The organism is Klebsiella sp. RCJ4 (genome assembly GCF_009025755.1).
In the GTDB taxonomy this organism is placed as follows: Bacteria; Pseudomonadota; Gammaproteobacteria; order Enterobacterales; family Enterobacteriaceae; genus Klebsiella; species Klebsiella michiganensis.
The window spans coordinates 305,541-326,168 of the sequence record NZ_WCIN01000042.1 but is presented as its reverse complement, the minus strand read 5'-3'; the positions used below and the strand labels follow the sequence as shown (position 1 = coordinate 326,168).

20 protein-coding genes are annotated in these 20,628 nt (G+C 58.0%); 8 read left to right on the top strand and 12 right to left on the bottom strand.

Annotation, left to right across the window (positions count from 1 at the left end):
- Nucleotides 1-26 precede the first annotated feature (26 nt).
- The 5 genes from F8562_RS22325 to rfaD form a co-directional block, all read right to left on the bottom strand.
- Nucleotides 27-1,193 (bottom strand): O-antigen ligase family protein, encoded by a 1,167-nt coding sequence (locus F8562_RS22325; RefSeq protein ID WP_014839788.1) that lies wholly within the window; start codon nucleotides 1,191-1,193, stop codon nucleotides 27-29.
- Nucleotides 1,171-2,079, bottom strand: coding sequence for a sugar glycosyltransferase (locus F8562_RS22320; RefSeq protein WP_014839787.1), 909 nt, complete (start codon nucleotides 2,077-2,079; stop codon nucleotides 1,171-1,173). The genes F8562_RS22325 and F8562_RS22320 overlap by 23 nt, the downstream gene beginning before the upstream one ends.
- Entirely contained in the window at nucleotides 2,079-3,050 is a 972-nt protein-coding gene (rfaC, locus tag F8562_RS22315; protein ID WP_009652757.1) for a lipopolysaccharide heptosyltransferase RfaC, read from the bottom strand. Before rfaC ends, F8562_RS22320 begins: the two co-directional genes overlap by 1 nt.
- 3 nt (nucleotides 3,051-3,053) lie before the next feature.
- A complete protein-coding gene (gene rfaF, locus F8562_RS22310) occupies nucleotides 3,054-4,112 on the bottom strand; it encodes an ADP-heptose--LPS heptosyltransferase RfaF (RefSeq protein WP_094909489.1) in 1,059 nt (352 codons plus the stop codon).
- Between the two features lie 115 nt (nucleotides 4,113-4,227).
- Nucleotides 4,228-5,172, bottom strand: a complete 945-nt coding sequence (rfaD, locus tag F8562_RS22305; RefSeq protein ID WP_014227239.1) for an ADP-glyceromanno-heptose 6-epimerase — start codon at nucleotides 5,170-5,172, stop codon at nucleotides 4,228-4,230.
- A 214-nt stretch (nucleotides 5,173-5,386) separates the two neighbouring features.
- Here rfaD and kbl point away from each other — a divergent pair, with 214 nt between their 5' ends.
- From kbl to F8562_RS22290, 3 genes are all read left to right on the top strand, one after another.
- Nucleotides 5,387-6,580: a glycine C-acetyltransferase gene (kbl, locus tag F8562_RS22300; RefSeq protein WP_014839786.1), complete on the top strand. Its 1,194-nt coding sequence runs from the start codon at nucleotides 5,387-5,389 to the stop codon at nucleotides 6,578-6,580.
- A 9-nt stretch (nucleotides 6,581-6,589) separates the two neighbouring features.
- On the top strand, nucleotides 6,590-7,615 hold the full coding sequence (gene tdh / locus F8562_RS22295) for an L-threonine 3-dehydrogenase (RefSeq protein ID WP_004855475.1): 1,026 nt from the start codon (nucleotides 6,590-6,592) through the stop codon (nucleotides 7,613-7,615).
- Between the two features lie 160 nt (nucleotides 7,616-7,775).
- The gene (locus F8562_RS22290; protein ID WP_042934221.1) at nucleotides 7,776-8,573 is read left to right on the top strand and encodes a glycosyltransferase family 2 protein; all 798 of its coding nucleotides are present in this window, start codon (nucleotides 7,776-7,778) and stop codon (nucleotides 8,571-8,573) included.
- Here the strand turns inward: F8562_RS22290 and F8562_RS22285 are convergent.
- The 3 genes from F8562_RS22285 to gpmM are packed head-to-tail and all read right to left on the bottom strand — an operon-like array spanning nucleotide 8,570 to nucleotide 12,334.
- Nucleotides 8,570-9,505, bottom strand: a complete 936-nt coding sequence (locus F8562_RS22285; RefSeq protein ID WP_025107809.1) for a divergent polysaccharide deacetylase family protein — start codon at nucleotides 9,503-9,505, stop codon at nucleotides 8,570-8,572. The genes F8562_RS22290 and F8562_RS22285 overlap by 4 nt on opposite strands.
- 3 nt (nucleotides 9,506-9,508) lie before the next feature.
- Nucleotides 9,509-10,780: a murein hydrolase activator EnvC gene (gene envC / locus F8562_RS22280; RefSeq protein ID WP_025107808.1), complete on the bottom strand. Its 1,272-nt coding sequence runs from the start codon at nucleotides 10,778-10,780 to the stop codon at nucleotides 9,509-9,511.
- A 9-nt stretch (nucleotides 10,781-10,789) separates the two neighbouring features.
- A complete protein-coding gene (gpmM, locus tag F8562_RS22275) occupies nucleotides 10,790-12,334 on the bottom strand; it encodes a 2,3-bisphosphoglycerate-independent phosphoglycerate mutase (RefSeq protein ID WP_014839784.1) in 1,545 nt (514 codons plus the stop codon).
- Between the two features lie 245 nt (nucleotides 12,335-12,579).
- Between gpmM and F8562_RS22270 the strand changes: the two genes are divergently transcribed.
- From F8562_RS22270 to cysE, 5 genes are all read left to right on the top strand, one after another.
- Nucleotides 12,580-13,011, top strand: a complete 432-nt coding sequence (locus F8562_RS22270) for a rhodanese-like domain-containing protein (protein WP_004126582.1) — start codon at nucleotides 12,580-12,582, stop codon at nucleotides 13,009-13,011.
- Nucleotides 13,012-13,122: 111 nt separating this feature from the next.
- Nucleotides 13,123-13,374, top strand: a complete 252-nt coding sequence (gene grxC / locus F8562_RS22265) for a glutaredoxin 3 (protein ID WP_004106850.1) — start codon at nucleotides 13,123-13,125, stop codon at nucleotides 13,372-13,374.
- A 59-nt stretch (nucleotides 13,375-13,433) separates the two neighbouring features.
- Complete coding sequence (gene secB / locus F8562_RS22260) at nucleotides 13,434-13,901, top strand: protein-export chaperone SecB (protein ID WP_004106849.1); 468 nt, start codon at nucleotides 13,434-13,436, stop codon at nucleotides 13,899-13,901.
- Nucleotides 13,901-14,917, top strand: a complete 1,017-nt coding sequence (gpsA, locus tag F8562_RS22255) for an NAD(P)H-dependent glycerol-3-phosphate dehydrogenase (protein ID WP_004855462.1) — start codon at nucleotides 13,901-13,903, stop codon at nucleotides 14,915-14,917. Before secB ends, gpsA begins: the two co-directional genes overlap by 1 nt.
- 80 nt (nucleotides 14,918-14,997) lie before the next feature.
- Nucleotides 14,998-15,819 carry a serine O-acetyltransferase gene (cysE, locus tag F8562_RS22250; protein ID WP_004106845.1) on the top strand — a complete coding sequence of 274 codons (822 nt, stop codon included), beginning with the start codon at nucleotides 14,998-15,000 and terminating at the stop codon, nucleotides 15,817-15,819.
- 104 nt (nucleotides 15,820-15,923) lie between these two features.
- On the opposite strand, the gene trmL is transcribed toward cysE, so the two are convergent.
- From trmL to lldP, 4 genes are all read right to left on the bottom strand, one after another.
- Nucleotides 15,924-16,397, bottom strand: a complete 474-nt coding sequence (trmL, locus tag F8562_RS22245) for a tRNA (uridine(34)/cytosine(34)/5-carboxymethylaminomethyluridine(34)-2'-O)-methyltransferase TrmL (RefSeq protein WP_014227233.1) — start codon at nucleotides 16,395-16,397, stop codon at nucleotides 15,924-15,926.
- A 125-nt stretch (nucleotides 16,398-16,522) separates the two neighbouring features.
- Entirely contained in the window at nucleotides 16,523-17,758 is a 1,236-nt protein-coding gene (gene lldD / locus F8562_RS22240; RefSeq protein WP_014839783.1) for an FMN-dependent L-lactate dehydrogenase LldD, read from the bottom strand.
- On the bottom strand, nucleotides 17,758-18,531 hold the full coding sequence (gene lldR, locus F8562_RS22235; RefSeq protein ID WP_014227231.1) for a transcriptional regulator LldR: 774 nt from the start codon (nucleotides 18,529-18,531) through the stop codon (nucleotides 17,758-17,760). The genes lldD and lldR overlap by 1 nt, the downstream gene beginning before the upstream one ends.
- On the bottom strand, nucleotides 18,528-20,183 hold the full coding sequence (lldP, locus tag F8562_RS22230) for an L-lactate permease (protein WP_038423856.1): 1,656 nt from the start codon (nucleotides 20,181-20,183) through the stop codon (nucleotides 18,528-18,530). The genes lldR and lldP overlap by 4 nt, the downstream gene beginning before the upstream one ends.
- Between the last annotated feature and the right edge of the window lie 445 nt (nucleotides 20,184-20,628).

Genomic DNA, 20,628 nt, shown 5'->3' with positions numbered 1-20,628 from the left:
AAAAGGGCCCGCTGCGGGCCCTTCTCTTAGCGTTTCGCCTTCAGGCTGCCGCTCAGCGCGATGCCCAGCGGCAGCCAAAACAGCGGCCAGCTTTCGCGAGGGTTGCTGATGATAAACATGCCCTGCGAGGCCATAAAAATCAGCGCATAGATAAAAATCGCCAGCCCGTAGCGGCCATCCTGCTGTTTACGCCATGCCTGCCATAACCCTCCGGCAATGACCGCCAGCAGCAGCGCCAGGCCGATTATGCCGCCTTTCAACAGTGCGCCAAGATAGACGCTGTGGGTGGTAGTGATATGCTCGCCGCTGTAGTTGGTAAAGTTCAGCTCGTAGTCAAAACCCCGACCCAGCCACGGCTGGCTGGCCACTTCCTGGAGCGTATGGTGCCAGATACTCAAGCGCAATCCGCTTTGGGTGCCCAGCTCTTCAAAGCGCGCCAGCAGCAGGTCTCCCGTTGGCGTAAAGAAGAAAAGCGCGCCCAGAACCAACGCTAACGCGGCGACAATCAGAAGGTTGCGGCGGGTAAAGACGTGCAGGTGCAGGGTGCAAACAAACGCCACCAGCAGCGCGATAATCGGGCCGCGGCTTTGGGTCAGAAACAGCATCACCAGCATGATGGCCATCGGCACATACAGCAGGTGGCTGCCTTTCTCCTTCAGCAGCATCGCGCAAATAAGGATACCGATACCGCAATAGCCCGCCAGGTCGATCACGTTGGTCGGGCCGGGATTCTCTGGCGAAACCAGGCGTTCCTTGAGGACCAGCGTGAAGTCGATCGCCATCGTCCAGACGGAGAGCACTGTGATCCCGGCCACGACGCTCAGCAGCGCCAGATGTCGGGTCCGGGGATGGCCAAGTAGCGTTGTCAGCAGCAGAAGATAGAAAATTAAATAGGTGCCGTGGGTCAGAGGGGAATCGATATGCTGCGGCGTCTGCCCCCAAATATTGCTCAGCGCATAGTACACGCAGAATACCACCAGCAGGCTATAAACCGGCCACCGCTGGCGGATGCTTTCCGCTATTGCCTGACGATTGTCTTTGTTAAGCAGTGAAAGCAAAAAGAGCAAAATAGATAAATGAAGGAGGTTATTTGTCCGGGTTGATACGCAGAAAATAGCGCTAAAAAACAGAAACAAAGTGAAGAAAACGGTGTAGCCCTGTCTGGCGTAATTACTTATTTTTAAAGTACTCATCAAAAGAAACCTTTTCGAAAATCGTTTCCGGAACCGCGCTTTCTAACGAGAAGTTGACGACCCGAATATGGTTTTGTTGCAGCACGTTGGCAGCGTGCGAAAAGGACGGCATGACCAGGTCATCCACCTTATTTGCCAGCCAGGAGGGGAGTTTATCCTGTTCCGTTTCGTAGAATCGCGGCTGGTTGAAATTACTCATATCCAGCCCGCTTATCAGAATGGTTTTAAATCCCAGCCACATCAGAATTTGCAGTGCCCAGTAGACCACGGTTCCGGCATCGAAAATGCCGTGACGAATGTCGGTGCTAAAGCAAATATCCTGCCTTTGCGGATGAAAGCGTAGCGCGGGGACGCCGCGCCAGGCCTGCTGTATCGCATTTTTGGCGACTTTAGGCTGATAAATTTTATAACAGGCGTCTTCAATTAATGCCAAACGACAGCGAAGCTCTGCGCCGTGGCGGTCGAGGATTTTGGCGATACCGTGCATGGTGGTGAAGAGCACAATGTCAGCCTGGCTAATCACCGAACGGATCACGTCCGGTTTTTTATCGTAAAACTCCATATCCACGATGGTATAGAGCGAAAATTTAATTTTATCAGAGAGATGCCAGGCGCCGTTCACCCCCATCACCGGAATACTTTTCGGCAGCAGCGTAAAATCGATGCGGCGCGTAGAGGGGCCGGTGGCGGTCAGCAGCACCTCGCCCTGAGCGCTATCCTTCAGTTCGCTGAGATTGACCAGCGGAACCGCTTTTCCTTTGTATTTCAGGGTGCGGATTTCGCCGCTCGCCGCGCGCGTGATATGGGTAAACGGCCAGAGATTTTCGTTATGGCGAAAGGCGCGTCGATGCGTGTAGCGATAGATCTGCTTAAATAATGAACCCATTAAGCCAGTTCCTGAGATTTCAACAGTTGCCGAACCCGGGACGCGGGAATATCGCCCGTGCTGCTGCCGCTTTCCGGGCGCACCACGTGCTGATTTTTACCGTAGCCGCCAATTAGCCCCGGATCGGTCGGGCCGTATAGCGTGAAGTTCGGTTTATCGAGCGCGGCGGTGAGGTGGCTCAGCCCCGTGTCGACGGAAACGACCCCGCGCGCGCCGGCCAGCACCTGGGCTACCTGCTCCAGGCTCATGCGCGGCAGGACGTCGACAAAATCGTGCCCTTCCGCCAGGCGTCCGGCCCGCGCCTCTTCATGGGGGGCGCCCCACGGCAGTTTGATGCGTATGCCGCTGTCGGCAAGCAGGGCGATAAGCGCCCGCCAGTTCTCTTCCGGCCAGTGTTTATCATCGCGCGTCGTGGCGTGAAGGAACACCAGATACGGCGCAGCGGACGGGTCAGCCTGACGCAAAAAATGGCGGGCGATCGCGTAGTCGCCCTGGGTTTCCGGCTTCGCGTAGCCGAGGCTTTTCGCAAACAGCTCGCGGGTGCGCTCAACGGCGTGCTGCTGTTTAGCGATATGGTGACGCCGGTTGTAAAACAGGCTCGCCAGCGGCTCGCGGGCGGTCTGCCAGTCCATACCGTGCTTCACGCCGCGGGCCAGTCGGGTGACCAGCGCGGCGCTCTTCACCAGCCCCTGGGCATCGATGATAGCGTCGTACTTTTCCGCGCGCACGGCCTCGCGGAACGCCTTGCGCTCGGCTTTGATCGGCGCGGAAAACCACGCCTTACGCCAGCGGCGAATCGCCACCGGGATGACCCGGTCGACGCTCTCATGCCAGGAAGGGATCTGCGCGAAGCCTTCTTCAACCACCCAGTCGAAACGAATGCCGGGAAAGGCCAGCGCGGCGTCGCTCAGCGCGGGCAGCGTGTGCAGCACGTCGCCCATGGACGAGGTTTTTACGATCAGTACCCGCATCCGTCAGGCTTCCTCTTGTTCCGTTTTTTCCAGCAGCAGGTCGTTTAATTCTTCCAGTACGCGCTGCGGCGTAATGTCGATCAAACTCTGATGATAGCCTTCGGCGGCGTCGCCTTTACGCACTTTGTGGTAGCCGCTGATCAGGCGGATCACGCGCGCTTTGTGCGACAGCGGTGGAGTGAAGTCCGGGCTGCTGGGCCCGTAGAGCGCCACCAGCGGACGGTCCAGCGCCGCGGCGACGTGCATCAGGCCGGAATCGTTGCTGACTACCGCTTTACAGGCGGCGATCAGAATAACGGCCTGCTCAAGCTGGGTTTCGCCGGCCAGATTGCGGCACCATGCCTGCTGTTCGGTCGTGAGCGTGGCGAGGATTTCATTGCCCGCTTCGTGGTCTTTCGCGGAGCCAAACAGTACGATCTGAAAGCCTTCGTCGATCAGCTGTTTCGCCAGCTCGGCGTAGTGATAGTGCGGCCAGCGTTTTGCCGGGCCGAACTCTGCGCCGGGGCAGAAGCCGATAATCGGGCGCTCGGCTGAGAGATTAAAAGCGCTGCAGGCCTGCGATTTTTCGCCTTCATGCACCTGCAGCTGCGGCCAGAGAAGCGGCTGCGGCAGATCTTTCGCGCAGCGCATCACGCCTTTGTCGTATGCGAGACCGACGTAGCGTTCGACCATCAGCGGCCAGGCGTCTTTATCCAGCTTACGGGCGTCGTTCAGCAGGCCGTAGCGCATTTCGCCGAGCCAGCCTGTGCGATGCGGTATTCCCGCAAAGAACGGCACGAGGGCCGATTTAAACGAGTTGGGCAGCACGAAAGCGCGATCGTAGCGACGTTCGCGCAGGCTGTGCCCAAGCTTACGCCGTTCACCGATTTCCAGCGCGCCGTGGCCGAGCGGCATCGGGATCGCTTCGTTGACTTCCGGCATGCGCGATAGCAGCGGACGGCACCATGCGGGCGCCATCACGTCGATTATCGCCTGGGGATAGCGCGCCCTGAGCGTACGGTAAAGACTTTGCGACATCATCATGTCGCCCACCCATGACGGGCCAACCACCAATATTTTCATTCATTCCATCCTTCAAGCTGTCTCTGCGTTGGCTGCCTGCGTTCCCTCCGGTCACTGATTTTAGTCAGCTCCCGGAGAATCACTGAGTTGCCGCCTTGATACCGCTCGAATGATTTTATGAATTCGCATGATTGTCGCGATTGAGCCAGGCCATATATTCCGTTACGCCTTCGGCAACGGTCTTAAACGGTTTATCGTAGCCCGCTGCGCGCAGGTTAGTCAGATCCGCTTGGGTAAACGCCTGATAGCGGCCTTTGAGTTTATCCGGGAACGGAATGTACTCGATGCTGCCTTTCTGGTGATAAGCCAGCGTTGCGTCTGCAACGGCCTGGAAAGACTCCGCGCGCCCGGTGCCGAGGTTGAAGATGCCGGAAACGCCGTTTTCCCAGAACCACAGGTTCACCGCCGCGACGTCGCCGACGTAGACGAAGTCGCGCTTGAAGCCGTCGCTGCCTTCGAACAGTTTCGGACTTTCGCCATTATTCAACTGGGTGTTCAGATGGAAAGCGACGCTGGCCATGCTGCCTTTATGGCCTTCGCGCGGCCCGTAGACGTTGAAATAGCGGAAGCCGACAATCTGCGAGTTCGCTTCCGGCAGGATCTGACGGACGTATTCATCAAACAGAAACTTGGAGTAGCCGTAAACGTTGAGCGGCTGCTCGTATTCGCGGGATTCAATAAAGTCGCTGGTGCGGCCGCCGTAGGTCGCTGCGGAAGAGGCGTACAGGAACGGGATTTCACGCTCCAGACAGTAGTGCAGTACCTCTTTGGAATACTGATAGTTGTTATCCATCATGTACTTGCCGTCCCACTCCGTGGTGGAAGAGCAGGCGCCTTCATGGAAAATAGCGTCGATATCGCCAAACTCTTCGCCCGCCATAATCTGGATCAGAAAGTCTTCTTTATCCATGTAGTCGGCAATGTTCAAATCCACCAGATTGATGAATTTGGTCCCGTCTTTCAGATTATCTACGACCAGAATGTCGGTAATACCCTGGTCATTCAGCGCTTTAACGATATTGCTGCCGATAAAGCCTGCGCCGCCGGTAACGATGATCATAACTGTAACCTTTGAAGTTGGTAGTCCAGAGACAATCCGGACATGAATACTCCTATCATATCACTACATCGGAAAGGCTTCAGCCATTCGCCGATAAGGTAGAGAGGGACTCGTGATTTATGCTGCAAATAATTCATGCAGTAATGCATCATCTCGTATCAGCGTATAGCTTTAGGTAATATGTGCCAAATTTTGCCGAATCTGGAGAGTTGCAATGCGTGGGGATTTCTACAAACAGTTAACCAATGACCTGGATACCGCGCGCGCGGAAGGGTTGTTTAAAGAAGAACGGATTATCACTTCGGCGCAGCAGGCGGATATCACCGTCGGCGGCAGCCAGGTCATTAACTTCTGCGCCAATAACTATCTCGGCCTCGCGAACCACCCGGAATTGATTGCCGCCGCGAAAAGCGGGATGGACAGCCACGGCTTCGGCATGGCCTCCGTGCGCTTTATCTGCGGTACCCAGGACAGCCACAAAGCGCTTGAGAAGAAGCTGGCCGATTTTCTCGGTATGGAAGATGCGATTCTGTACTCCTCCTGCTTCGACGCCAACGGCGGCCTGTTTGAAACCCTGCTCGGCGCAGAGGACGCGATTATCTCCGATGCCCTGAACCACGCGTCGATCATCGACGGCGTGCGCCTGTGTAAAGCGAAGCGCTTCCGCTATGCCAACAACGATATGCAGGAGCTGGAAGCCCGTCTGAAAGAGGCGCGTGAAGCCGGCGCGCGCCATATGCTGATCGCCACCGACGGCGTGTTCTCCATGGACGGGGTGATCGCCAACCTGAAGGGCGTCTGCGATCTGGCGGATAAATACGACGCGCTGGTGATGGTCGATGATTCGCACGCCGTAGGTTTTGTGGGTGAAAACGGCCGCGGCTCCCATGAGTACTGCGACGTGATGGGCCGCGTCGACATTATCACCGGTACGCTGGGTAAAGCGCTGGGCGGCGCGTCCGGCGGCTATACCGCCGCGCGTAAAGAAGTCGTCGAGTGGCTGCGCCAGCGCTCGCGTCCGTATCTGTTCTCCAACTCGCTGGCGCCGGCGATTGTCGCCGCCTCCATCAAAGTGCTGGAGATGGTGGAAGCGGGCAGCGAGCTGCGCGATCGTCTGTGGGCTAACGCGCGCCTGTTCCGTGAAAAAATGACCGCGGCAGGGTTTACCCTTGCGGGCGCCGATCACGCCATTATCCCGGTGATGCTCGGTGAAGCCACCGTGGCGCAGCAGTTCGCTCGCGAGCTGCAAAAAGAAGGTATTTACGTCACCGGATTCTTCTACCCGGTGGTACCAAAAGGCCAGGCGCGTATCCGTACCCAGATGTCTGCGGCGCATACCCCTGAACAAATTGAACGTGCGGTGGAAGCCTTTACCCGCATCGGTAAACAACTGGGCGTCATTGCCTGAGGGTGTGAGATGAAAGCGTTATCCAAACTGAAGGCGGAAGAAGGCATCTGGATGACCGACGTACCGGAACCGGAAGTCGGCCACAACGATCTGCTGATTAAAATTCGCAAGACCGCGATTTGCGGTACCGACGTGCATATCTACAACTGGGACGAGTGGTCGCAAAAGACCATTCCGGTTCCGATGGTGGTGGGGCATGAATACGTCGGCGAAGTGGTGGGTATCGGTCAGGAAGTTCGCGGCTTTAAGCTGGGCGACCGCGTTTCCGGCGAAGGGCATATCACCTGCGGCCACTGCCGTAACTGCCGCGCCGGGCGTACGCATCTGTGCCGCAATACGACGGGCGTCGGCGTCAACCGTCCGGGCTGTTTTGCCGAATATCTGGTGATCCCGGCGTTTAACGCCTTTAAAATCCCCGACAATATCTCTGACGATCTGGCGTCGATTTTCGATCCGTTTGGCAACGCCGTCCATACCGCGCTTTCATTCGACCTCGTCGGTGAAGATGTGCTGGTTTCCGGCGCCGGCCCGATCGGCGTGATGGCCGCCGCGGTGGCGAAACACGTTGGCGCGCGCAACGTCGTGATTACCGACGTTAACGAATATCGCCTGGAGCTGGCGCGCAAAATGGGCGTCACCCGGGCGGTGAACGTGGCGAAAGAGAACCTTAACGATGTGATGGCCGAGCTGGGCATGACCGAGGGTTTCGACGTGGGTCTGGAGATGTCCGGCGCGCCGCCGGCGTTCCGCACCATGCTCGATACCATGAACCACGGCGGGCGTATTGCCATGCTGGGTATTCCGCCGTCGGATATGTCTATCGACTGGACCAAGGTGATTTTCAAGGGGCTGTTTATCAAAGGGATTTATGGTCGCGAAATGTTCGAAACATGGTACAAGATGGCCGCGCTCATCCAGTCCGGGCTCGATCTGTCGCCGATCATCACCCACCGCTTTGGCATTGATGATTTCCAGCAGGGCTTTGACGCGATGCGCTCCGGCCAGTCTGGCAAAGTCATTCTCAGCTGGGATTAATTCCGCCCCGGTCAGGTTGGTAAAAAGCGCCCACGGGCGCTTTTTTGAGAGTTATCCTACAATTTTGTGATACTTAATCCACTCCGCACTTTTTCTAAATCGCTTTCTCGCCTATTCGTTTATACAGTCAGTTTAACCATGGTTTAACCCTATAAAGATTATGCTTAAACTTTCTGTATGCTTATTGACCTGTAATTCATCCCGCTTATTACGGGAGGTGTTACCACCGCTGCTCAGGGTGGCTGATGAATTTATCGTCGTCGATTCAGGCAGTACGGATGCTACGCTGCAGATTTGCCAACAGTTCGGTCTCTCCGTTCACCATCATCCTTATACCGCTCACGGTACGCAGATGAATTATGCGACCTCCCTGGCCCGCCACGACTGGGTGCTGTGTGTGGACAGCGATGAGATCCTTGACGACGAGGTGGTGGCGGCAATTCTGGCGCTCAAGGCCGGCGATGAGCCGGACCCCGCCTGCGCATGGCGTCTGCCGCGCTACTGGTTCGTGCTGGGTGAAGAGGTGCGCACCATTTATCCGGTATCATCGCCGGATTTCCCGGTTCGCTTGTTTAATCGCTCCGTCGCCAGGTTCAACGATCGGCCGGTAGACGATCAGGTGGTTGGCTTTACGCACTCTGCCCGGCTACCGGGATTCGTGCGCCACAATACCTTCTACTCCCTGCATGAAGTGTTTAGTAAGCTCAATAGCTACACCACGCGGCTGGTTAAACACCAGAAAATCAGGCCGTCTCTTGCGCGCGGAGCGATCAGCGCGATTGGCGCTTTCTTTAAGTGGTATCTGTTCAGCGGAGCGTGGCGAAAGGGCAAGGTTGGCGTGGTCACCGGGCTTTACGCGACCTGTTACAGCTTTCTTAAATACTTTAAAGCCTGGTATGCCCATCAGGACAAGCCGGAGTCCGCGGCGGATAAGCACACGGATTCCCGGATGATTTAGTTTGTGGGCTTATCCCAGCCCTGCCACTTTAGCTGGTAATACTGCACCAGCGTGCTCTGAGTGATGCTTTCGCTAAGAATGGTAAAGAAGCGGCTGGCGTTGACCGGCTCCGGCGGGCGCTTAGATTTGCACTGTTTCACGCCGCGGAACGGATTGCGCGGCGGCTGAACGGACGGCGGCGCTGTGTTCGGCGTTGAGGTATCCACCTGCGGCTCGTTGAGCAGGCTGCTCGGGCGAACCAGAGTGATATCCGGCGGCAGGTTATACACCATCTGCTGCAGCACGCGCACCGTTGTCGGGTGCGGGTGGCCGATAGCAATGGCGGAGCCGTTGCGCCGCGCCAAAGCGATAGCGCGGTTGAACTGATAGCGGATATCCGCTTCGTTTTGGGTATCGTCGAGGAAAACCTTACGCTTAATCACCTTTACGCCGGTGCCCTGCGCCGCGCGCATGGCCTGGGTATTGCCGATGGTGACGCTATCGAGGAAGTAGAGATTGTAGCGCTCGAGCGCCTGCATCACCTTCTGCATACCGAAGAGATTCGACGTCATGGCGCTGCCCATATGGTTATTCAGCCCCACGGCGTACGGAACCTTACCGTAGGCTTCGCGGATAATGCGCTCTATCTCGCTGCTGTTCATATCCGGGCGGAGGGTGTCTTTTTCCAGCGGCTGTTTGCTGAGCGGCGCCATTGGCAGGTGGATGAGCACCTCGTGGCCGAGATTATGCGCTTTGGTCGCCATTTCTCGGGCGTGGGGCGCATTAGGAAGGACGGCAACGGAGATCGTCGCTGGCAGCGCCAGCACCTGGTTTTCCGTTTGTGGACGATAGCCAAAGTCGTCGATAACAATGGAGAGTTTGCCGGCAAAAACCGGCGACGCCATAACCAGCGTACCGGTTACCGCGAGTGCAATTCTGCGAAATTGAAGCAAAACTTATCTTCCCAACCACGGCTGTGGATTGACCGCCTGACCCTGGCGGCGAATTTCGAAATAGAGCGACGGACGGCCCTGACCGCCGCTGCTGCCTACGAGAGCGATCGGCTGGCCCGCCCGGACCTGAGTGCCGACGCTGACCAGCGCGCTTTGGTTATAGCCGTAAAGACTCATGTCGCCTTTGCCGTGTTCAACGACCACCACCAGGCCATAGCCCTGCAGCCAGTCGGCGAGAATAACCCGACCATCGGCAACGGCTTTGACCTCGGTGCCTTCAGACGCAGCGATAACCATCCCCTTCCAACGTAGTTCACCTTGCAGCTGTTCGCCATAGCGATGGAGAATTGAGCCGCGAACCGGCCAGAATGCCTGGCCGCGCGGTGAGCCAAGTCCGCCGGTGCGGGACATCAGCGAGCGTTCGCTTTCGGTAGGTTTGTAGGTGGTGCCTTTACGCGAGGCTTCCTGCTGGCGATCGCGCACATCCTGCGCTTCGCGGGCTTCGCGATCCGCCCGCGCTTTGGCCGCCGCCGCCGCCTGGGCGATACGGCCGCGCAGGCGTGATTCGTTAGCCCGCATCTCGCTGAGCTGCTGCTGGCCTTGCTGAATGGAGGATTCCAGGCTGGCGAGGGTCTTTTTACGCTCGTTGCGCGCCTGCTCCAGCTTGCTCTGCTGGGCGCGCTGTTCGTACACCAGGGTTTGCTGCTGGCTCTGTTTCTCTTCCAGCATCGATTTTTGCACCGCCACGTCTTCGCGGGTTTTCTTCAGCTGGGCGATGGTTTCCTGGCGCGCCTGGTTCAGATAGCCAAAGTAGGCCTGCAGGCGCTGATTACGCTGCCCCTCTTCGCCGCTGAGGATCATCTGGATGCCGGTATGCGGCCCCTGACGAAACGCGGCGTCGAGCTGCGCGGAAAGGTTACGCTCCTGCGAGGCGCGCTGACGCTCCAGCTTGGCCAGCGCGGCGTTCATTTCGTCGATCTGCTTATTCAGCTGGTTCAGCGTTTCCTGGGTTTCGCGCAGCTTGCGCGCGGCGGCGGAGATGGCCTCCTCCTGCGCTTTTAGCTGGGCGACCAGGGAAGCGCGCTGCTGCTGCTGCTGCTTAATCGCCCGCTGTTTAGCGGCGATATCGGCCTGAATGGATTTAAGCTGGTCGCGATCGTCGGCGTGAGCAGATGCGGCGCACAGCAATACGCCAGCGCTAAGCGCGCTGGCGTAAAAGACGGATCGAACTGCCGTTGCGATCCATGTAGTTGAATACGTCGCCTTTCCCCTCATGGGGAAGGATTATTCCACGATGAACAGCGGCTTGCCAGTCATCTCTTGCGGGATTTCCATTCCCATCAGCGTCAGCATGGTCGGCGCGATGTCGGAAAGTTTGCCGCCGCTGACCGCTTTGACGTTTTTATCGCCAACGTAAATCAGCGGAACCGGCAGGTTGGTGTGCGCGGTGTGCGCCTGGCCGGTGGCCGGATCGCGCATCTGCTCGGCGTTGCCGTGGTCTGCGGTGATCAGCAGCTGTCCGCCAACGGATTCAACGGCTTTGCTCACCTGGTCGATGCAGTCATCCAGCGCTTCGACCGCTTTAACGGCGGCTTCCATTACGCCGGTGTGGCCAACCATATCGCCATTCGGGTAGTTACAGATGATGGTGTCGAACTGACCGCCCTTGATGGCGGCAACCAGTTTTTCGGTCAGCTCAGCGGAGCTCATTTCCGGCTGCAGATCGTAGGTGGCGACCTTCGGTGAATTGATCAGAATGCGCTCTTCGCCTTTGAACGGCTCTTCAACGCCGCCGTTGAAGAAGAAGGTCACGTGAGCGTATTTTTCAGTTTCGGAGATGCGCAGCTGGGTTTTGTCGTTCTTCGCCATCCATTCGCCGAAGGTGTTCACCAGAGATGCCGGCGGATAAGCGCAGGCGACTTTAATGTCCGCGGCGTACTCGGTCAGCATGACGAAATCGAGGTTCACCACTTTCTTACGGGCGAAGCCGTCGAAATCGGCGTTAACGAAGGCGCGGGTAATTTCGCGCGCGCGGTCGGCGCGGAAGTTCATGAAAATCAGCGCATCGCCGTCTTCCATCGCCGCATCGGCCTGGCCTTCAGCGCGAATAACGGTCGCTTTCACGAACTCATCGTTTTCATCGCGCGCATAAGCGGCCTGCAGGCCCGCAACGGCGGTATCGGCCTGGAACTCGCCTTTTGCCAGGGTCATCAGATCGTAAGCCTGCTCAACGCGGTCCCAACGGTTGTCGCGGTCCATGGCGTAGTAGCGGCCAACGATCGAGGCGACGCGGCCTTTGCCCAGCGCGGCAAATTTGTCTTCGAATTTCGCCAGCGTCTTTTCAGCGCTGCGCGGCGGAGTATCGCGGCCGTCGAGGAAGGCGTGCAGATAGATTTTATCCGCGCCGCGTTCGGCTGCCAGCTCAACCATCGCCATGATGTGGTCTTCGTGGCTGTGGACGCCGCCCGGAGACATCAGGCCCATGATATGCACGGCTTTGCCTGCGGCAACGGCTTTATCGACCGCGCCGGTCAGTACCGGGTTGGCGAAGAAGGTGCGTTCTTTGATTTCAACGTCCAGGCGGGTGAGATCCTGATACACGATACGGCCCGCGCCGAGGTTGACGTGGCCCACTTCGGAGTTGCCCATTTGACGATCCGGCAGACCGACTTCCAGGCCTGAAGCATCAATCAGGGTATGCGGACGTTTCGCCCACAGTGCGTCCATAACAGGGGTTTTGGCGCTGTAAATAGCATTATCCTGCTGGTCTTCACGATAGCCATAGCCATCCAGAATGACCAGTACCATAGGTTTTTTAGAAACCGACATTGCGACAACCTCATGCTCAAAGACAGAAAATTTGCGTAATTTTACTACAGCTGAATCGATCAAATCACCGTAAAAGATCAAAGAAAGAGGGCGGCCAGAGCGCATTGCCGCGGCGAGAGCGGTTTTTTTTCGTGACGGGCCGCAGAAAATACATTACATCGCGCTCACTGGCTGTATTTGCCGCAATGCACAGGTATACTCCTTCCCTGGTTTTTTTATCACTTAGTCGGGAGTTGTAACCCCCCATGCAAGAAATTATGCAATTCATCAGCCGTCACCCCGTCCTGAGCATCGCGTGGGTCGCGCTGCTGGTGGCGGTGCTGTTCACCACCTTTAAAGGGCTGATGTCGAAAGTTAAAGTCATCACCCGCGGTGAAGCGACGCGCCTGATCAACAAAGAAGATGCCGTGGTTGTCGACCTGCGTCAGCGTGACGATTTCCGTAAAGGCCACATTGCGGGTTCTATTAACCTGCTGCCGAGCGATATCAAAGCAAATAACGTCGGCGAGTTGGAAAAGCACAAAGCACAACCCATTATAGTGGTAGACGGCTCAGGTATGCAGGCGCAAGAACCCGCCAGCGCGCTGAACAAAGCCGGTTTTGAAAAGGTCTTCGTACTGAAAGAAGGCATCGCTGGCTGGAGCGGCGAGAACCTTCCGCTGGTACGCGGTAAATAATTTACCCGCGTCTTTATGGCGTAGCGCGGTTTTCCCTGCGGCGGCTATTCGTCAGCGGGAAAACAACGCCTGCGGCGTAAAACTCTCGGGGGTAAAAACAGGAGTGAAGTCATGGCCAATATTGATATCTATACCAAAGCGACCTGCCCGTTCTGCGTACGTGCAAAAGCGCTGCTGAACAGCAAGGGCGTGACGTTCAACGAGTTGCCTATCGATGGCGATGCTGCGAAGCGTGAAGAGATGATTCAGCGCAGCGGTCGAACGACGGTTCCGCAGATTTTTATTGATGCGCAGCACATTGGCGGCTGTGACGACTTGTACGCGCTTGATTCACGTGGTGGACTCGATCCCCTCCTGCGCTAATTTTTGCGCTCATCCCCATTGGACGGGCGTACTTAAGGACAACACGAAAGGGTTTTACTATGTCAGAACAAAACAGCACCGAAATGACTTTCCAGATTCAGCGCATCTACACCAAAGATATTTCTTTTGAAGCGCCGAACGCGCCGCAAGTTTTCCAGAAAGATTGGCAGCCGGAAGTTAAACTTGATCTGGATACCGCTTCCAGCCAGCTGGCTGAAGGCGTGTATGAAGTGGTGCTGCGCGTGACCGTAACCGCCTCTCTGGGCGAAGAAACCGCATTCCTGTGCGAAGTACAGCAGGGCGGTATTTTCTCCATCGAAGGCATCGACGGCACCCAGATGGCGCACTGCCTCGGCGCATACTGCCCGAACATTCTGTTCCCGTACGCGCGTGAGTGCATCACCAGCCTGGTTTCCCGCGGCACCTTCCCGCAACTGAACCTTGCGCCAGTGAACTTCGATGCGCTGTTTATGAACTATCTGCAGCAGCAGGCTGGCGAAGGTGCTGAACAACATCAGGATGCCTGATGAACGCGCTTAACGCTGCAATGACTGTGATCGGTGCCGGCTCTTACGGCACCGCTCTTGCCATCACCCTGGCAAGAAATGGCCACCACGTTGTGCTGTGGGGCCATGACCCGAAACATATTGCGACGCTGCAGCACGACCGCTGCAACGCCGCATTTCTTCCTGACGTTCCTTTCCCCGACACGCTGCATCTGGAAAGCGATCTGGCGACCGCGCTGGCGGCCAGCCGCGATATCCTCGTCGTCGTGCCGAGCCACGTTTTCGGCCAGGTGCTGCGGCAGATTAAACCGCTGATGCGCCCCGACGCTCGCCTGGTGTGGGCGACGAAAGGTCTGGAAGCGGAAACCGGGCGCCTGCTGCAGGACGTGGCCCGTGAAGCGCTGGGCGACGCTATCCCCCTGGCGGTGATTTCCGGCCCGACCTTCGCGAAAGAGCTGGCGGCAGGCCTGCCGACGGCGATCTCGCTGGCGTCGACGGATCCGCAGTTCGCTGACGATTTGCAAAGCCTGCTGCACTGCGGCAAGAGCTTCCGCGTCTATATCAACCCGGACTTTATCGGCGTGCAGCTCGGCGGGGCGGTGAAAAACGTCATCGCTATCGGCGCCGGCATGTCTGACGGCATCGGCTTTGGCGCCAACGCGCGTACCGCGCTGATTACCCGCGGGCTGGTTGAGATGTCGCGCCTCGGGGAGGCCCTGGGCGCCGATCCGGAGACCTTTATGGGGATGGCGGGCTTAGGCGATCTGGTGCTCACCTGCACCGATAACCAGTCGCGTAACCGCCGCTTCGGCATGATGCTCGGTCAGGGCATGGATGTGCAAAGCGCGCAGGAGAAGATTGGCCAGGTGGTTGAAGGCTATCGCAATACCAAAGAGGTTCGCGTTCTGGCGCAGCGTTTAGGCGTCGAAATGCCAATAACCGAGGAAATTTATCAGGTATTGTATTGCGGAAAAATTGCGCGCGAGGCAGCATTGACCTTATTAGGTCGTGCACGCAAGGACGAGCGTAGCAACTAACTGCGATGGAACCTGGATCACCTGAATGACCCGGCCAGCAAAGAACTGGCCGGTCATTATTATATCGTCTGGAGTCAGCAATGCCGTGTGAAGAACTGGATATCGTCTGGAATAATATTAAAGCCGAAGCTCGGGCTTTAGCTGACTGTGAGCCAATGCTCGCCAGTTTTTACCACGCCACGCTACTCAAGCACGAAAATCTCGGCAGCGCCCTGAGCTATATGCTGGCGAATAAACTGGCTTCTCCGATCATGCCCGCCATCGCGATTCGTGAAGTGGTGGAAGAGGCCTACGCCGCCGACCCGGAAATGATCGCCTCCGCCGCCTGCGATATTCAGGCGGTGCGAACGCGCGACCCGGCGGTGGATAAATACTCCACCCCGCTGCTCTATCTGAAAGGATTCCACGCGCTGCAGGCCTATCGTATCGGCCACTGGCTGTGGAATCAGGGGCGTCGGGCGCTGGCGATCTTCCTGCAAAATCAGGTTTCCGTATCGTTCCAGGTGGATATCCACCCGGCGGCGAAGATTGGTCGCGGGATCATGCTGGACCACGCCACCGGCATCGTCGTCGGCGAAACGGCGGTGATTGAAGACGACGTATCGATTCTGCAATCCGTGACCCTGGGCGGTACCGGTAAAACCAGCGGCGATCGTCATCCGAAAATTCGCGAAGGGGTGATGATTGGCGCCGGGGCGAAAATCCTCGGCAATATCGAAGTCGGACGCGGGGCAAAAATCGGCGCGGGTTCGGTGGTGCTACAGCCGGTGCCGCCGCATACTACCGCCGCAGGCGTTCCCGCACGCATTGTGGGCAAGCCGGAGAGCGATAAGCCCGCGATGGATATGGATCAGCACTTTAACGGCATACACCATACCTTCGAGTACGGCGACGGTATTTGATTGATTTCCCGGAGGCGATGCTGCGCATCTGTCTGGGCTACAAAACCGAGCGCTGTCTGGTAGCCCGGACAGGCGCTACGCGCCGCCTCCGGGAGAAAGCGAGCTCAGCTGCGCAGCACCGCGCCGGGATAGCCCAGCTGGCGCCAGGCTTCATAGACCACCACCGACACCGCATTTGACAGGTTCATGCTGCGGCTGTCCGGCATCATCGGAATACGGATTTTTTGTTCTGCCGGCAGAGCATCAAGAATGCTGCCCGGCAGTCCGCGGGTTTCCGGGCCAAACAGCAGAAAATCGCCGTCCTGATAGCTTACCGCGCTGTGCGCCGGCGTGCCTTTGGTCGTCAGGGCGAACAGGCGCTGCGGCTTTGCGCTTTCAATAAAGGCGGCGTAATCACCATGGCGCTGGACGGCGGCAAACTCGTGGTAATCCAGACCTGCGCGGCGAAGACGCTTATCGTCCCAGGCAAAACCCATGGGTTCGATAATATGCAGATTGAAGCCGGTGTTGGCGCACAGGCGGATGATATTCCCGGTATTTGGCGGGATTTCTGGTTCGAATAAGACGATGTTAAGCATGCTGCCCCCTTAATTGCGGGGGCAGAATAGCAGATATTTGGCTAACCCTCATCCCGCCCCTTTCCCGAAAAGGGGGCGGGAGAAAACCGGCGCCGGCCTGTGAGCCGGATGGCCTGATGAGGACGTTAACCCGCCTGCCGGACGGTTCCCTCTCCCTGTGGGTGAGGGTCAGGGATAACCGCCGCGTTTCCCGCTTTGATCGCATCAAAGGTCCGCAGCGCATCGGCGTTCTGGACTAAAGATTCACGGCTGATTTCGCCGATGGTTTTCGCGCCGGTCAGCGTCATCGCCACCTTCATCTCTTTCTCGATCAGGTTCAGCAGATTGGCGACGCCCTGTTTGCCGTGCGTGGCCAGCGCATACAGATAAGCCCGGCCCAGCAGCACGCTATCGGCGCCGAGGGCAATCATCCGCACCACATCAAGGCCGTTGCGAATACCGCTGTCGGCAAGAATTGTGATATCGCCTTTAACCGCGTCGGCAATCGCGGGCAGAGCGCGAGCGGAAGAGAGCACGCCGTCGAGCTGGCGGCCGCCGTGGTTGGAAACCACGATCCCGTCAGCGCCGAAACGCACCGCATCGCGGGCGTCTTCCGGATCGAGGATCCCCTTGATCACCATCGGACCGTCCCAAAAGTCGCGGATCCACTCAAGGTCTTTCCAGGAAATCGAAGGATCGAAGTTATTCGCCAGCCAGCCGATATAATCCTCCAGACCGGTCGGCTTGCCGAGGTAGGTGGAGATGTTGCCCAAATCGTGCGGACGGCCGTTTAACCCGACGTCCCATGCCCACTGCGGATGGGTCACTGCCTGCCAGTAGCGGCGCATTGCCGCGTTCGGGCCGCTCATCCCGGAGTGAGCATCGCGATAGCGCGCGCCGGGGGTCGGCATATCGACGGTAAAGACCAGCGTTGAACAGCCCGCCGCCTTCGCCCGCTCCAGCGCATTGCGCATAAAACCGCGGTCGCGCAGGACGTACAGCTGGAACCACATCGGGCGCTTAATGGTCGGGGCGACCTCTTCAATCGGGCAGACGGAAACGGTAGAGAGGGTAAACGGAATACCTTTTTCATCCGCCGCGCCGGCGGCCTGCACTTCACCGCGGCGGGCGTACATCCCGCACAGCCCCACCGGCGCCAGCGCCGTTGGCATCGCCAGCTTTTCGTTGAATAAGGTGGTTTCCAGGCTCAGGTCCGACATATTGCGCAGAATGCGCTGGCGGAGCGCGACGTCGGACAGGTCCTCAACGTTGCGGCGCAGGGTGTGCTCGGCGTAAGCGCCGCCGTCGATATAGTGGAACAGGAACGGTGGCAGGATACGCTGTGCGGCGGCGCGGTAGTCGCTGGCGGCGGAAATAATCATCACAAGTTCTCCCTGGAATTTTCGTTATGGTCACCGGGCAGGCGGGTAATTCGCGCCTGGCGGGCCTGGTCTTCATCAAAGCGTTTGATGGTGGCGTGAACAAAGCCCAAATGGGCCATCATCGCCTGTCTGGCACCTTCCGGGTCACCGGCGATAATCGCCTCCATGACCGCCTGGTGCTGTTCGGTCAGGCGAGCGAAGACCGGCGGGACGAGATACATCCGCTGGCGGCTCTCCTTGACTGAGGACTGTAAAAGGTCAAAAAAACCGCGCATGGTTTGCAGCAGCACCACGTTGTGCGACGCTTCGGCGATCGCCAGATGGAAGCGGACATCGGCCTGCGAGGCCAGGTCAGGGTCTTCGCTTTGGGTGGCTTCAAAGCAGAGGCGGATTTTCTCTTTTTCGGCATCGGTTGCCCGCATCGCCGCATGCCAGGCGGTACTGGCTTCGATGGCGTGACGGGCTTCGAGAATATCAAAGCTGTAATCGGGGTCGTCGGAGAGCAGCGTCTTCAGCGGTTGAACGATGTTTTGCTCCGACCACGCTTCGTGCTGCCAGCGCACGAAGGTGCCGCCGCCGCGACGGCTGAGCAGCACCCCTTCGTTGACCAGCATCGCCAGCGCTTCGCGCAGCGAATTGCGCGATACGCCCAGCTGCGCCGCCAGCTGACGTTCGGCGGGCAATCGCATGCCAGCCTCCAGCTTTTGTTCTTCAATCAGCGCCCGCACACGACGGGCGACGTCGTCGGCAAGGCGTTTTGGCATCACTATCACGGGATCATCCAGGTTAAGACATACGCCTGCAGCGTGGTGATAACACCGACCATACAGGTGAAAATCAGGCTGTGTTTGACGGTAAAACGGAACAGATCGGACTCCTTACCTACCAGACCGACCGCCGCACAGGCGATGGCGATAGACTGCGGAGAGATCATTTTCCCGGTCACGCCGCCGGTGGTGTTCGCTGCGACCAGCAGGATATCGGAGACGCCAATCTGCTGGGCCGCCGTAGCCTGCAGCGCGGCAAAGAGCGCGTTAGACGAGGTATCCGAACCGGTCAGAAATACCCCCAGCCAGCCGAGGAACGGCGAGAAGAAGGTAAATGCATGACCGGTGTGCGCCAGCGCAAGCGCCAGCGTTGAGGATAGACCGGAATAGTTGGAAATAAAGGCGAACGCCAGCACCATGCCGATGGAGTAAATCGGCAGCGCCAGCTCTTTCAGCGTGCTGCCAAAGGTCGAGATCGCGTCTTTTGGCTTCATGCGCAGCCAGACGATGGAAAGCAGCGCGGCGAACAGGATGGCGGTGCCGGTGGCGGAGAGCCAGTCAAACTTATAGACCGCGGCGTACGGCGTGGCTTCGCTAACCACCGGCGGCATGCGGGCCACCATCTTGTCGAGGAACGGCACGGAAATATTAATCACAAAATCGTACATCGCGCCGCCGGGGGCGAAGAGCGCTTTGAACGGCGGCACGCTCCACAGGGTCACCGTCGCGGTCAGAAACAGGAACGGCGACCAGGCGCGAACCACCTGTCCCGGCGTGTAATGCGTGCGGGCCAGGTTCATATCGACCTGCGATGCGCCCATATCGCCGAAGCGGAAGATGCGTACCGGCTGCCAGCGTTTGAGGAACAGCGTCAGACAGACCAGCGATACCAGCGAAGAGATAATGTCCGGCAGCTCCGGGCCGAGGAAGTTAGAGCTGAGGTACTGAGCGATAGCAAAGGAGCCGCCGGCGACCATGACCGCAGGCCAGGTCTCTTTAATGCCGCGCCAGCCGTCCATAATCGCCATGATCCAGAACAGGACGATGATGGTCAGGAACGGCAGCTGACGGCCAACCATCTGGCCGATTTCGAAGCTGTCGAGGCCCGTCACCTGTCCGGCGACCAGAATCGGAATGCCCATCGCGCCAAACGCGACCGGCGCGGTGTTAACGATCAGACACAGGCCCGCCGCATACAGCGGGTTAAAGCCGAGCCCCACCAGCAGCGCTGCGGTGATGGCGACCGGCGCGCCAAAACCGGCGGCCCCTTCGAGGAACGCGCCGAAGGAGAAACCGACAATCAGCATTTGCAGACGCTGATCCGGGGTAATCGACAAAATCGATGAGCGGATAATGTCGAACTGCCCGGTTTTCACCGAGATTTTATAGACGAAGACCGCGGCGATAATAATCCACGCGATTGGCCACAGGCCGTAGAAGAAGCCGTAGATGACGGAGGCCAGCGCGTGGTCAACCGGCATTTTGTAGAACAGCAGGGCGACGGAGAGCGCAATGAGCACGGTCCAGGTCGCGGCAACGTACCCTTTCAGCTTGAGCTTTATCAGGGCAAAAAAGAAAAACAGAATCGGTAGCGATGCGATAAGACTCGATAGCCAGATGTTGCCGGCCGGATCGTAATTTTGTTGCCAGAGGTTCATGCAGGTCTCCATCGGGCCGTTATGATGCCGTGCTGAGTCTTGCGCTCTTAGCAGGTCACATCATTTGTAAAACTGGCCCAGCCAAATTGCGATTGTAGGATTAACGACAACGAATAGTTAATCAAATGTTATTGATGAGCAATATGTCTGTGACGAAAAATGATGGATATGTGAACCATTGGACGATTTAAGAAAACATTGGTAGGGCCAATTAGTGGGGAATGACGTTTGAAACAGAGCCTGTCCCGGAGGCGATGCTGCGCATCTGTCCGGGCTACCGGCCCGCAGACGGCGGTGAACCCGTAGCCCCGGTAAGGCGTTAGCCGCGACCGGGGAGCAGAGCGCAGAGTAGCTGAATTTCCCGGAGGCGATGCTGCGCATCTATCCGGGCTACCGGTCCGCAGAGGGCAGTGAACCCGTAGCCCGGCTAAGCGTAGCGCGAGCC

Bases quoted from the DNA above. Each gene is read 5' to 3' on its own strand.
- envC (WP_025107808.1), bottom strand. From the start codon at position 10,780: ATGAGGGGAAAGGCGACGTATTCAACTACATGGATCGCAACGGCAGTT.
- cysE (WP_004106845.1), top strand. From the start codon at position 14,998: ATGCCGTGTGAAGAACTGGATATCGTCTGGAATAATATTAAAGCCGAA.
- kbl (WP_014839786.1), top strand. From the start codon at position 5,387: ATGCGTGGGGATTTCTACAAACAGTTAACCAATGACCTGGATACCGCG.
- F8562_RS22270 (WP_004126582.1), top strand. From the start codon at position 12,580: ATGCAAGAAATTATGCAATTCATCAGCCGTCACCCCGTCCTGAGCATC.
- rfaC (WP_009652757.1), bottom strand. From the start codon at position 3,050: ATGCGGGTACTGATCGTAAAAACCTCGTCCATGGGCGACGTGCTGCAC.
- gpsA (WP_004855462.1), top strand. From the start codon at position 13,901: ATGAACGCGCTTAACGCTGCAATGACTGTGATCGGTGCCGGCTCTTAC.
- grxC (WP_004106850.1), top strand. From the start codon at position 13,123: ATGGCCAATATTGATATCTATACCAAAGCGACCTGCCCGTTCTGCGTA.
- tdh (WP_004855475.1), top strand. From the start codon at position 6,590: ATGAAAGCGTTATCCAAACTGAAGGCGGAAGAAGGCATCTGGATGACC.
- lldD (WP_014839783.1), bottom strand. From the start codon at position 17,758: ATGATTATTTCCGCCGCCAGCGACTACCGCGCCGCCGCACAGCGTATC.
- rfaF (WP_094909489.1), bottom strand. From the start codon at position 4,112: ATGAAAATATTGGTGGTTGGCCCGTCATGGGTGGGCGACATGATGATG.
- F8562_RS22320 (WP_014839787.1), bottom strand. From the start codon at position 2,079: ATGGGTTCATTATTTAAGCAGATCTATCGCTACACGCATCGACGCGCC.
- gpmM (WP_014839784.1), bottom strand. From the start codon at position 12,334: ATGTCGGTTTCTAAAAAACCTATGGTACTGGTCATTCTGGATGGCTAT.
- lldP (WP_038423856.1), bottom strand. From the start codon at position 20,183: ATGAACCTCTGGCAACAAAATTACGATCCGGCCGGCAACATCTGGCTA.
- rfaD (WP_014227239.1), bottom strand. From the start codon at position 5,172: ATGATCATCGTTACCGGCGGCGCAGGCTTTATCGGCAGCAATATCGTT.
- trmL (WP_014227233.1), bottom strand. From the start codon at position 16,397: ATGCTTAACATCGTCTTATTCGAACCAGAAATCCCGCCAAATACCGGG.
- secB (WP_004106849.1), top strand. From the start codon at position 13,434: ATGTCAGAACAAAACAGCACCGAAATGACTTTCCAGATTCAGCGCATC.
- F8562_RS22325 (WP_014839788.1), bottom strand. From the start codon at position 1,193: ATGAGTACTTTAAAAATAAGTAATTACGCCAGACAGGGCTACACCGTT.
- F8562_RS22290 (WP_042934221.1), top strand. From the start codon at position 7,776: ATGCTTAAACTTTCTGTATGCTTATTGACCTGTAATTCATCCCGCTTA.